The organism is Plantactinospora sp. ZYX-F-223, assembly GCF_039649625.1.
Lineage (GTDB): Bacteria > Actinomycetota > Actinomycetes > Mycobacteriales > Micromonosporaceae > Plantactinospora.
Window position 1 is genome coordinate 78,182 of record NZ_JBDJAV010000023.1, and the last position, 12,161, is coordinate 90,342.

General features: G+C 69.4%; 6 protein-coding genes and 2 pseudogenes. 3 read left to right on the top strand and 5 right to left on the bottom strand.

Annotated features, from left to right (window positions below; all coding sequences use genetic code 11):
* Positions 1-186: 186 nt before the first annotated feature.
* Entirely contained in the window at positions 187-2,931 is a 2,745-nt protein-coding gene (locus AAH979_RS23320) for a BTAD domain-containing putative transcriptional regulator (protein WP_346260247.1), read from the bottom strand.
* Between the two features lie 389 nt (positions 2,932-3,320).
* On the opposite strand from AAH979_RS23320, the gene AAH979_RS23325 reads away from it, so the two are divergent.
* Together AAH979_RS23325 and AAH979_RS23330 are read left to right on the top strand one after the other, a co-directional pair.
* A complete protein-coding gene (locus tag AAH979_RS23325) occupies positions 3,321-3,479 on the top strand; it encodes a hypothetical protein (protein ID WP_346260305.1) in 159 nt (52 codons plus the stop codon).
* 1,412 nt (positions 3,480-4,891) lie between these two features.
* Positions 4,892-7,318, top strand: coding sequence for a low temperature requirement protein A (locus AAH979_RS23330; protein ID WP_346260248.1), 2,427 nt, complete (start codon positions 4,892-4,894; stop codon positions 7,316-7,318).
* A 269-nt stretch (positions 7,319-7,587) separates the two neighbouring features.
* Here the strand turns inward: AAH979_RS23330 and AAH979_RS23335 are convergent, their stop codons facing one another.
* Positions 7,588-8,304, bottom strand: a complete 717-nt coding sequence (locus AAH979_RS23335) for a MerR family transcriptional regulator (protein ID WP_346260302.1) — start codon at positions 8,302-8,304, stop codon at positions 7,588-7,590.
* A gap of 43 nt (positions 8,305-8,347) precedes the next feature.
* A complete protein-coding gene (locus AAH979_RS23340; protein WP_346260249.1) occupies positions 8,348-9,730 on the bottom strand; it encodes a serine hydrolase domain-containing protein in 1,383 nt (460 codons plus the stop codon).
* 421 nt (positions 9,731-10,151) lie between these two features.
* Here AAH979_RS23340 and AAH979_RS23345 point away from each other — a divergent pair, with 421 nt between their 5' ends.
* Positions 10,152-10,475, top strand: a complete 324-nt coding sequence (locus AAH979_RS23345) for an MFS transporter (RefSeq protein WP_346260303.1) — start codon at positions 10,152-10,154, stop codon at positions 10,473-10,475.
* 92 nt (positions 10,476-10,567) lie between these two features.
* Here the strand turns inward: AAH979_RS23345 and AAH979_RS23350 are convergent.
* Together AAH979_RS23350 and AAH979_RS23355 are read right to left on the bottom strand one after the other, a co-directional pair.
* A pseudogene (locus tag AAH979_RS23350) lies at positions 10,568-10,963 on the bottom strand (AMP-binding protein); the annotation flags it as partial.
* A gap of 153 nt (positions 10,964-11,116) precedes the next feature.
* Positions 11,117-12,109 (bottom strand): annotated as a pseudogene (locus tag AAH979_RS23355) (family 43 glycosylhydrolase); the annotation flags it as partial.
* Between the last annotated feature and the right edge of the window lie 52 nt (positions 12,110-12,161).

Genomic DNA, 12,161 nt, shown 5'->3' on the forward strand with positions numbered 1-12,161 from the left:
GCGGGCCCGCTCCGCTGTGCGGCGGCGCCTGCCCGACGCCCAATGAGGAAACCGGTCTCCGGGCTCGACGGCACCGGCAGCGATGTTCCGATCGACCTCGAAACGTCGAAGACCATCGATGCCGCCGCGGGTAGGGCACGCAAAGCCCAACCTGGCTGCCCCGCACGTCGACGGCTGACCGGCGCATCAGCCCAGGCGTTGAAGACGGCGGCGGGCGTCCTCGGCCGCCTGGTCACCCAGATCGTCGTAGATCTGCGCCGCCCGCCGCCACGCGGCCGCCGCCCCGGGCAGGTCGGCAATCGCTTCCCGCGTGTCGCCGAGCCGGATGAGCGTTTCGGCCTCGTGGTACCGGTCTGCGGAGTCGCGGAATAGCTGGATCGCCTGTTCGTAGCAGCTCAGGGCCCGGCCGTGTTCGCCGAGGCGGTCGTACGCGAAGCCGAGGCTGTCCAGTGTCGCCGCCTGGCCGTTGCGGTCGCCGCTGCGTTCCTGCTGGGCGAGGGCCTCCATGCAGCTCGCGATGGCCCCGGCGTAGTCGCCCCTGCTGGCGTACAACCAGCCGATCGCGTTCAGCGTCCGGGCTTCCCCGGAGCGGTTGCCGGCTAGCCGGTAGAGCCGGAGCGCTTCGCGGGCATGCGCGAGCGCCTCGTCCAGCCGGCCGAGCAGGTAGCAGAGTTCGCAATAGTTGTGCAGGGTCTGGGCCTGGCCGGTCGGATCGCCGAGGCGTTCGTGCAGATCGAGGGCGCGCCTCAGCCGGTACTCGGCGGTGTCGTGCTGGCCGAGTCGAGTGAATGCGCGGGCCAGCAGCCGGTTGGCTGCGGCCTGCCCGGCGACGTCGTCGATCTTTTCCGCGGCTGTGAGTGCGACCTGCTGGACAGCGAGTTGGTCCTGCCAGAGGCCGCGCGGTGCAAGGAACGCGTTCAGCGTCCAGGCGATCTGCCAGGCGTACGCGTCGAATCCGGTCTCGGCGGCCTGGGAGACCAGGCGTAGCAGTACGCGGTGCTCGGCGGTGAACCAGGCGAGCGCGGTGTCGTGATCCGTCGCCGGGCTGCTCAGGTGGGTCGGCAGCGCTGGCAACGGATCGATGGGCGCCCATTGCGGCTGGAGCAGCAAGGCGGCTGGATAGGCGTTGTGTAGATAGTGGTCGTACAACCGGTGCCGGGCGGCCAGCCGTTCGTCGGCGTGTTCCGACGACTGTGCAAGCTCGGCCGCGTAGCTTCGAAGGAGGTCGTGGAAGGCATACCGGCCTGGCACGTGTTCTGTCAACAGGTGGAGCCGGGTCAGCTCGCGCAGCGGCGGTACGACGGCCGGCACGGTCGCCCCGGCGAGTGCGGCGGCGGTATCGGGGGTCAGGTCGGGGCCGGGATGCAGCCCCAGCAACCTGAACAGTCGTGCCGCGTCCCGGCTCAGAGCCAGGTATGACCAGGAGAAAACACGCCGAGCATCCCCGTCGGCCAGGGCGTCCAGTCTCGCTTCGGCCGAACGCAGCTCGGCGGCGAAGGCGTCGAGTGGGAACGAGGGGTGCGTGGCGACGCGGGCCGCCACCATCGACAGGGCGAGTGGAAGTCGACCGGTGGCGGCGATGATGCCGGCGACCGCGGCCGGTTCGGCGGCGAGTCGGTTGGAGCCGAGCCGGCCGGCCAGCAGGCTCATCGACTCCTCGGTGGTGAGCACGTCCAGCGTCAGGGGTACGGCGCCCTCCGCGGCGACCAGGCCGCTGAGCCGATCGCGGCTGGTGACCACGACCGCGCAACCGCCGGCACCGGGCAGCAGGGGGCGTACCTGGGCGGAGTCGCGTGCGTTGTCGAGCACCACGAGCATCCGGCGAGAGGACAGCAGGCCACGGTAGAGCCCGGTACGGGTCTCTACACTCGACGGAATCTTGGCCTGGGGCACGCCGAGGGCCTCGAGGAGGCCGAGCAGGGCATCGGCCGGGGACACCACGTCGGCTTCGTCGTACCCGCGAAGGTTCACGTAGAGCTGGCCGTCGGGGAAGTGCCCGACCACCCGGTGTGCCCAGTGCAGCGCCAGGGCGGTCTTACCGACCCCGGCCATGCCGGACACCGCGGAGATGACCACCGTCGGCTGCTCTTGTGCCCCCTCGTCGAGGAGCGCGTCGAGGCTGGCGAGCTCGACGCTGCGGCCGACGAATCCCGGCACCGCGAGAGGCAGTTGCTCGGGACGTCCGCTGAGCGGGTCCGACAGTGCGACGTCGCGTACCGGCTTGTCCGGACCGGTCGCCGGTGCCGCAGCCAGGCTCGGGCGGTGGTGCAGGATGTCGTTGTGCAACTGGGTTAGCTGCGGCGCCGGGTCCAGACCGGTCTGCTCGGCCAGCACATGCCGGGCCTGCCGGAAGGCGTCCAGCGCGCCGGCCACATCGCCGATGCGGTACAGGCCGAGCATCAGCTGACCCCACGCCCGTTGCCGCAGCGGTTGCCGGTCGAGAAGGGCACGTAGCCGGTGGACCACCTCGGCCGCCGAGCCGAGCGCCAACATCGCCTCGGCGTAGTCCTCCTCGGCGACCATTCGCCGCTCCTCCAACTGTTCGACCCGCCGGGCCAGCAGTGGATGCAGCGGCAGATCGGACAGCGCCGCCCCACGCCACATGCCGACGGCGGCGGCGAGCTCGGCCTCGGCCCGGGCCGGGTCTCCGGCGGCGAGAGCGTCCCGGCCACGGGACGCGGCCGCGTCGAACCGGTCCAGATCCCGCTCCTCGGACCCCACCCGGACCCGATAGCCACCAGCCGCGGCGGAAATCCCCTCCCAGGACTCGCCGCCACCCAGCGAACGCCGTAACCCCCGCACGTAGGTACGCAGGTTTGCCGCCGCTGACGGGGGTGGCTGGTCGGCCCACAACACCGCGGCCAGCTCATCGGTGCCGACAACTTCATTGGGCCGCAACAGCAGGGCCGCCAGCAGCAGACGTTGCTTCACCGAGCCCAGCGGAACCGGCCGACCCTCGCGGGAGACCGTCAGCGGGCCAAGAAGGTCAAAACGCAAGGAGCACCGTCCCGTTAGAGTTTCTGGCAAGATGATCTGTGGGATTCCGTCTCTAGCGGACGATGGTCTGCGATCTTCCGTCGTGAGGCGGGGTAAGCAGCCGCCGTGGATCGTGCCGGACGGGCTGCGGCAGCGCATCGAGCGGTTGCTGCCGAAGCCCGAACGCAACCCACGGTATCCAGGCCGTAAGCCGATTCCGACCGGCAGGTGCCGGGCGGGATCCTGTTCGTGTCGCACGCCGGAATCCAGTGGGAGTTCCTGCCTCAGCGGTTGGGGTTCGGGTCCGGGCGGCCAGCCCCGGCCCAAGAGCGGACCGAGCCCGGTTGACCGTGCCCGGCCGGGTTCGAAGCACCACGTCCGGACCGAGGGCGCCGCTGTCCCGCTGGTGGATCGCCCGTCGCGGCCAACCCCACCGCTCCGGGCTGGCCGGGTACATCCACGAAGTCTTCCTCGCCCTCGCCACCTGCATCATCACCTACTGACACGTCACGCGACTGTGTTAGGACCTCTTGTAGCCGCCGAGGACCGGGATTGGGCACGAGCCGAAGCGCAGATTCCGGACCGGTTGAGTGCCTGGACATGACGCCCGCTGTCCGTTTCGAGCCTTGGGCCGGCGTCATCGCGTGCGCAGCGCTGCCGCCCGCATGATGACCGCTATCCGTGGCCGATGTACGCCGCCCGGAGGAATCCACCTGTCCTGCCGGCAGAGCACGTCGTGGCGGAAAAGGTCGTGGTGGACGGGGACCTCCAGGGGCCGTACATGTCGTAGTTCGGCAGGTTATAGACCCGGCCCGGGTTGCACCTCAGAACAAGACGGTACGCACCCCGCCCCGCGGTGCAACGGGCCATCCGGCTGTCGACCGTGCCAGTCGGGTGCGGCAGAATGGAGCAGTTCGAGGCATAGGCACTGGCCGGCGAAGGCGCAGCCAGGATCAGCACGGCCGCTGATGCCACCGATACCAGGCCTGCGGCTACCCTGCGTCCAATGGACGTCGACCGTGTCTCCACACGGGCTTCCTTCCGCTCTGGATGATCGCCGCGACGCTCGCTGACGAACCGTCGACCCAGCCATCCCATTGCATCCCCGATAGGCCGACAACCCAACGAATCCGCAGAAATCTGAGGATGCCCGGCCCGTCACCGGGGTGGCCAGCCAGGGCAGGCAGGCACCGGCCAGGTGGCAGGCGACGAAGACCCGGGGGAGGCTGGTGTCTCGGCCGTAGGCCGCTGATGATCGGATGCGGTGTCCTGTGCCGTCCCCCTCGCCAAGATCGATGCGCTGGGCTGGAAGGCGATCGCCGGCTCGCGCTACTGCCCCGGTGCCTGGCCGACTCCGGCGGGTGGTGGCCGATTCGCTGGCAGCTCCCCTACACCTTCGCCCGCCGAGCAGGCCGGACTCTTCCACGGCGGGCCGCAGCCACCGATGCCTGCTGGCCGAGCTCTGCCCGGCCTGCCAGCGCACCCCCGGTAGCCGGATCTCCGAACGATCCGGTGGCCCGGCTGGGTCATCCGGTTCCTGCCGCTGCGCGGCGCGCACACCGATGATCTGGCCGTCGACATCCCCAGCGCGCTGCTGATCCCCGGCAACCCGGCCAGCAACCGGCACGTCGCCGGCGAACTCGACCCTAGGCGGAACCACCTCAGCAGGCCCGGCATCGACGAGCCACTGATCTGGAACCCGCTGCATCGAATGCGTTGCCGGGCTTCACCCGCCCGGCCGAGAAGCGAGCCACATCGACATGTACGCGTTGCAGCAGTTGGTCATCGTCGGCGGGCGGGGTGTGTGTGCCGGTGATCTTGTCACCGGCATGAATGCCTGGTGTGGCTCGTCGAATCGCCTGCCGCTGATGCCGCTGGTTGGGACAGTAGGTGGGTGAGGGGTGGCAGTGGGGAGATGGCCTCGGATGGCGCGTTCGGGTCCGGTGGACGGGTCGAGGCCGCGAAGCATGGCGGGGTGACGCGCTCGGAGTTCTTCCTCGATCTGGTCTTCGTGTTCGCCTTCTTCAACATCACCCATCTGATGTCGCAACGATCAGCCACGGAGGCGTTGCTTCACGGAGGGTTGGTGGTGCTGCTCCTGTGGCGCAGTTGGGTCGGGTACGCCTGGGTCGGGAACCTGGTCCGGCTCGACCGCAACGGGCTGCCGATCGCCGTGTTCGCGACGGCTACCACGATTCTGCTCGTGGCGGTCGCGATTCCGGAGGTGTTCATCGGTCATTCTTCTGGCTTGACCGGCCCCCTCGTGTTCGTCGTCGGCTTCCTGGCGGCCCGCGTCGTATCCATATTGATCATCTCTGCTGCGCGACGAGGCGCGCAGAGATCGTCCGCTGCGGCCCGACGCGCATGGCTGCCGCTGGCCGGTAGCCTGCCGCTACTGCTGTCTGCCGTCCTGCTGCCCGCTCACCTGCCGCCCGGACGGGGCGCGGAGATTCTTCAGCTTCTGCTCTTCGCGGTCGCGATCGTCATCGACTATCTGGGGCTGCGGGCGCCGGGAGTCGGGACGTGGCAGGTGACGTCGGCTCGGCACTGGGCCGAGCGGCACAACCTGATAATGCTGATCGCGCTCGGCGAGACGATCATCTCGATCGGAACGAGTCGAGGACTCGTCGGCGACGATCCCATTACCGGGTCGGTGCTCGCCGGGTCGGTGCTCGCTCTTGTCGTGGTGGTGTTCCTGTGGTGGGCGTACTTCGACATCGCGGCGCCCGCCGGGGAGGTCGCGTTGAAGTCCACCCCACGGCGCGAACGGTCACGTCGCGCCCGAGATGCCTACACGCTGTTGCATCTGCCGATGGTCGCCGGACTCATCCTGGTGGCGTTCGGGTTCAAGAAGGCGCTGGGCGGAACGCCGGCCGGTCACACCGAGCGGTGGGGCGTGACGGACCTGATGGCCCTCTACGGCGGCGTGGTCCTGTACCTGATCGGGTTGGTGGCGTTCGAGTGGCGCACCGTCCGCCGGATCGGTCGCGGACCCGTGTTCGGCCTTGTCCTCGTGGCGGTGCTGGCGGCACCGGCTCGCTACCTGACAGCGCTGGAGTCGCTCACACTCCTGGCCGTCGCTCTGTTCTGTGTGGTGGTCGCCCATCTGACAGTGCTACGACACCGGCACCGCGAGCTACATCGCGCCGTCGCGCCGACAGTCGGTCGGGAGGTCGACGCCACCCCAGAGGAACTCTTCCTGGATCTGGTCTTCGTGTACGCATTCCTCCAGGTCACTGTGCTAATGACCCGACATCCGTCGGTGCCCGGAGTGATCCTGGGACTGGCCGTCCTGGCGCTGCTGTGGTGGTCGTGGGTCAACTACACCTGGCTCACCACGACGATCCGCGGTCCGGAGAACAACCTGCGACTGCGTCTGGTCGTACTGGCCGCGGTGGCGCTGATCCTCACGCTCGGCGTCGCCGCACCCCAGACGTTCAGCCACGTGTCCGGAGGATTGCCCGCGCCGCTGATCGTCGTCACCTCGTACGGGGCGGTGCGCCTGCTCCACCTGGCGTCGTTTTGGTGGGTGCTCCGCCATGACGTCGCCCTCCGTGCGATCGTCGTTCGCGCGGCCGTACCGACCGGAGTAGGGATCGCCCTGCTGCTGTCGGCAGTGTCGATCGCCCTGGCCACCGGCGACCCGCTCACACCTTTCACCGCAGTGTGCTGGGCCGCCGCCATCGCCATCGACGTGGGCGGCGGATACCTCATCGGATCCCGCAGCTGGCGACTGCGCTCCGTCAGCCGATGGATGGGCCGCTACAACCTGATAATTCTCATCGCGCTCGGCCAGGCCGTCATCTCTACCGGTATCGCCGCCAGCGGCCCGCACATCTCGATACCCACATTCGTCGCGGTCGCGCTCAGCGCCACCCTGTTGTCCGCGATGTGGTGGACCTACGTCGGCACCGACATCGTCATCGGCCAGCGGTTCACCGAACTCGCCCAAAGTCACCAAAGAGGTGCATTAGCCCGAGACGCCTACGCATACCTCCATCTGTTCCTTGTCATCGGCCTCGTCCTGGTCGCCTTCGGGTTGCGCACGACCTTGCCGCAGCAGGGACGGAACTCCGCCTCGCTCGCCATGTTCGGACAGGCCACCCTCACCTGCGGAATCATCGTCTACCTCTTGGCCGACCATTTCGTCTGGCAGCGCGCCCGCCGCCGGATCGCTCGCCGACGTGCGGCGAACCTGGTCGTCGCCGCGCTCGCCCCGGCAACCGTACTTCTGCCGATTCAGTGGGCGTTGGCCGCGCTCGCGTCGGCGCTGTTCGCCGCGCACCTGCTCGGACGCACGGCAACCCTACCGCTGGACACGGTACTCGACCATCGGACATGAAGAAGGGGCCCTAACGACTTCTGGGAGTGAGCCGGAGTAATGGTCGAGACCTGCGGATCGGCGTGACTCAAGCCGGTCGAGCAGCTTCAACGGCATTCCGATACTGCTCCTCGGATCCGGTCACCAGCCCTCGGGCGTACGCCGCGACGCCCAGGCCCGTGGCGGTGCCGCTCGTTTCTGCCGTGAGTCGTGGACGGTGGGCCTCGGCAGCATTGCCTCCTGAGGGGCATTCCAGGGGGCTATCGTGACCCCATACCCTGGTGCCGGATTCAAGGAGCTTCCTTCGCCAGTTCGGCGATCCGGGCCCAGGCCGGTGAGGCAGCGCCGGCCGCCGCGCCGGCCAGCCGGGTGATTGTCGGGTTGGGCGGCGGTCCGGCTTCGGCTTCTTCTCCGGCGTACCAGCGCCGGGTGCGTTCGGCCAGCGCGGGGAGGCGCGGATCGTCCGGTGACCAGTCGAAGGCGGCGTCGTAGTCGAGATACAGCGCGGCGAACTCGGGATCGGTGATCGCCGCCACTTTGTCGGCGATCCAGGCCGCCGCCTGCTGCGGCGCCACCGACTGGAGCAGGATCCACAGGTCGCGCTCGAGTAGTACGCTGCGCTCGCTGACCCCTATCTGGCGTAGCCGCTCCAGATAGCCGGCGACCTCTGCCGAGACGAACAAGCGGTCCCCGCTGTGGAGTTGAGCGATTCGCTGCCGGGTCCGGCGGATCTCCTCGGCTCGCTTCCGCAGATTCCGGTCGATCTCGTCGAGGGCCGCGGCGAACCGCTCCGGGCCGGCCCCGAGTAGTTCCTTGATCCGGGCCAGCGGCACCCCGGCCTCAACCAGTGTCCTGATCTTGACGAGCTGGATCGCGTGCTCGGCGTCGTACCTCCGGTAACCAGATGAGTCGCGTGGCGGCTCGGGCAGCAGGCCCCGGTCGTGGTAGACCCGTACCGCCTTGATCGTCACGCCGGCGTAGTCGGCGAGCTGGCCGATGGTGAGCAGGTGCCGCTCGCCGGCCAGCTCATCGCTCATGCACCGCATCGTGTCAGACGGACGAACGCCGGGACATCCGACCGCCGGCGCACCGGTACGCCGCCCCACCGTGGTAGGACACCAGATAGTGCGACGGCAGCCCCTCCAGGGGGAGCCCAGCCGGGGCGAAGAGATCCTTCCCGACCGGCACGTAACGCAGCGGCGGCGCCGTGAACGAGCCACCAACAAAGCCGGTGAAGATCCGCTCCTGCACCTCGTCTGCCGGCTCGTAGGTCACCTGCTCCTCCAGTCCGCCGTCCACAACGCGTACGTCGACCCGGAGCTGGTTCGAGCGGTACGTCCCCGCGTACGGCTGAAGATCGATCGCCTCGGGCGCGTAGGCCGGCGTCGGCACCGTGCCGAACAGCCCGGCGAGCCAGCGCAGCAACTCGTCGTGCAGCGCGAGCGCCCGCGGATCGTTGCCGTACGCGGCGAACACCAGGTCGTGCTCCGGCATGACGACCAACACCGCCACCCCGCCGGGCGAGGCCCCGGACATGCTCAGCACTGTCGTGCCGCCGAGTGAGTGCACCAGCCAGCCGAGGCCAACGGGCGAGGTGTTCGGCGTACCCGGATCGTGCGTGACCGACTGCATGCGTGCGACCGACCTCGCCGAGAGCACCCGCGTGCCCGACGGCGCCAAGCCGTCGCCGAGATGGACCCGCCCGAAGGCGAGCAGGTCGTCGATGGTGCCGATCGGCGTACCGCCCGCCGGTCCCCACGTCTGCGGCAGCATGAACATGCTGGTCGGCCGGATGCCACCGCTGGCCGGATCGGGGAAGTGCCCGATCGCGGTGGAGCGCAGGATGGCCCGCTCGGCGGAGGTGCAGGCACCGGCCATCCCCGCGGCCGCGAAGACGTCACGCTCGAGCAGTTCGGGGTACGGCCGGCCGGTCACCACTTCTAGCAGCCGGCCGGCGACGATCATGCCGCCGTTGGAGTAGCTGATGTATTCGCCCGGCCCGAAGAGAACGCCACACTCGCGGCCGAGCCGCTCAAGGTAGATCTTGAGGGCGTCGCGGCCGACCGCGTCCGGAAAGAACAGGTCGGCGTCGATGCCGCTGGTGTGGGTGACGAGGTGGCGGACGCGGATCTTCTCGGCCGCGTCGGGTGTAGCGAGCCGGAACTCCGGCAGGTAGTCAACGACCGGCGCGTCGAGGCTGAGAGCGCCCCGCTCGACCTGCTGAAGCACCAGCGTCGTTGTCATGATTTTGGTGATGGACCCGAACAGGAAATTGGTGTCCTCGCTCATCGGCACTCCGGTGGCGGCGTTCGCCACACCGTGAGCGACCACGGCCTGCTCTCCGGCGTGATAGATGCCGGCGAGGAATCCGGGAACCTGGGTCGCCTCGCAAAAATCGGCGGCCCGCTTGCTGATGTGTGCGATCTCGTTCATGTCATCGATCCTCGAACCCTGCCCCTGGGGCAAGGTCAAGCCCCATCTACCGGGCGATGCTCGCCGCCTCCCGCAAGCACAACCGCCGGCTGGCCTCCGAGTTGATCGGCGAACTCGTCGTCACTTCCCGGACCCGCCACACCCCGGCCTCGACACCCCCCCGCCGCGACCACTTGGCACAGCGGGGTGCCAGAGGTGCGCACCCGATCAGGCCAGGGCGACGGGGCGCTACCCGCCGGCCGCCAACGCGAGGAGCCGTACCCGTGCGACCGCCACGACAGCGTCTTGGGCGCTACCGCGATTCCCACCGGCAAGGGCTGGCCTCTCCCACCGGTAAGGCTGTCTTGCCGCCGTGTCGACGCCTTGATCCCGCGCCTTAGCGTGGAAGGTGGCAGCACCCCGAGTGACACCGCCGTCCGAGATGAGCCGCCGGCTCACGTTCCTGTTCGCGGTGGCGGCGGGAGCGGCCATCGGGAACCTGTACTGGGCGCAGCCGCTGCTCGGCTTTATCGCAGGCGATCTACGCGCCACGACCGCGACGGCCGGTTGGCTCGTCACCGCGACGCAGGTCGGGTACGTCGTCGGTGTGCTACTGCTCGTGCCGCTCGGCGACGTCGTCGACCGCCGCCGGTTCGTCCCGGTGATGCTGCTGACGTCGGCCGCCGCGCTGCTGCTGTGCGCGCTGGCGCCGTCGAGGCCAAGGTCGTCTGGGGCGTCCCCGACGGGGATCCCGGTTTCGTCGTGACCGGCGGCGAGGTCGCTCAGCCGCCGCGCGCCGGCCGGCAGCGGACCCGTTCCGGCCACCACCAGCCGTGGCGGACGGCGTCCCGCGGTCACTCGGGCGACCTGTCCGAGGCGTCGTTCGTCGATCACCAGGACCGCCGGTTCGCAGTCGGCGAGCAGGGCCGCCAGCTCGCCCTCGGTGCAGTGTGGATTGAGTGGGACGCCGACAGCCGTGGCCCGGACCGCCGCGAAGAGCACCTCCACCAGGTCGACACCGCTGTCGAGGCAGAACGCCACCCGGGCGCCACGTTCGATGCCGAGACCGGCGCCGAGACGCGCCGTACGCCGCTCCAACTCGCCCCACGTCACGGCGCGGCGGTCGTCTGCGTACGCCGTCCGGTCTCCGTACCGCCGGGCGTTGTCCCGCAACAACAGCGGGATCGGCTTGATCACGTCCCGCTCGCCGGTCGGCGTGTCCCTTTGCCCTTCGACGTCCCAGACACCCCGCATAGTCCTGATCCTCGCATTCGGACGCCAGGGCCGACAGCACAGTGCCGCCGAGGTCGGTGACGGGCCTCCCCGATGATGGTGATCGCTGCCGCGCTCGCGGCGCGCCTCTCGGTGCGGACGGCTACGGCCTCGTGCGCCGGGCGGTACGGAAGGTCACCCGCCCCCGCCGGACCGGCTCATCCGATCGGGCATACGCCTCTCGTCCGGTCTGTCTTCGACCAGCTCGCCGGTGGCGTGATGGCGGACGGGTATCGGATCGATGAGTTCGCCGACGAACTCCCCGTTGACGTGGTCGACGAAGCCGATGAGAGCCCATCCTCCGTCGAGGTCGGGGACCAGCCGGGGGGCGTACAGGTGTGGGTGCGGAAACGGTTGTGCTGACGCGATGTCCCAGGGGCCGTTGATGGTGGGGCCGGTGGCGGTCCAGATTCGGTGCTCGCCGCGCTGCGCGGTTGCCACCGCGTTGGTGCAGAACAGCAGGAGGGGCTGGCCGTCGACGACCGCGACCTGGGGAACCTCGAGGTGCCCGAATCCGGCCGGGGCGGACAGCGGCGGCTGGACGGTCCAGTTGACCAGGTCATCGGAGGTCGCGTGGCCGATGACGCCGCGCTCGGCCGCCGTCCCGTGGTTGGCCCGGGCGGTGATGAGCATGTGCCAGCCGGTGCCGGTGGGGTCGGGGAAGACCCAGGGATCGCGCCAGGCCTGTTCGTACCACTGGCTCGGGTCGAGGAGTTCGTACCAGGTCGGGTCGGCCTCGACGAGGGGAGCCGTGCCGTGCCGGTGCCAGGTGGTCAGGTCGTCGGAGACGGCCAGGCCGATGCGTTGGACCAGCCCGTCCTCGGCGCGGCTGACCCCGGTGTAGAACAGGTACCACCGGCCGTCCGGTCCCCGTACGGTGCTTCCGGTCCAGGTGGCCAGGTCGTCCCAAGCAGGTGCGTCGGCGGGGACGAGCGCGTCGGCGACCAGGCGCCATGATCGCAGGTCGGTGGAGATGGCGTGGCCGATGGCGGCGCGCAGGTGGCGGCGGTGTGGGTCGAGCAGGGCACGGGAGGCGCGCAGGAAGAACGCGTGCCGCAGCCCAGCGTCGTCCTGCACGTACCAGCTGTCCCACACCCAGTGGTCTGGCAGACGTAGCATGGCGGGAAAGTTAGCAGATAAATCGGTTTAGCTAGAGAACGCCGTGGCTCGGCCCGGTGCG

Bases quoted from the DNA above. Each gene is read 5' to 3' on its own strand.
- AAH979_RS23330 (WP_346260248.1), top strand. From the start codon at position 4,892: ATGGCCTCGGATGGCGCGTTCGGGTCCGGTGGACGGGTCGAGGCCGCG.
- AAH979_RS23340 (WP_346260249.1), bottom strand. From the start codon at position 9,730: ATGAACGAGATCGCACACATCAGCAAGCGGGCCGCCGATTTTTGCGAG.
- AAH979_RS23345 (WP_346260303.1), top strand. From the start codon at position 10,152: ATGAGCCGCCGGCTCACGTTCCTGTTCGCGGTGGCGGCGGGAGCGGCC.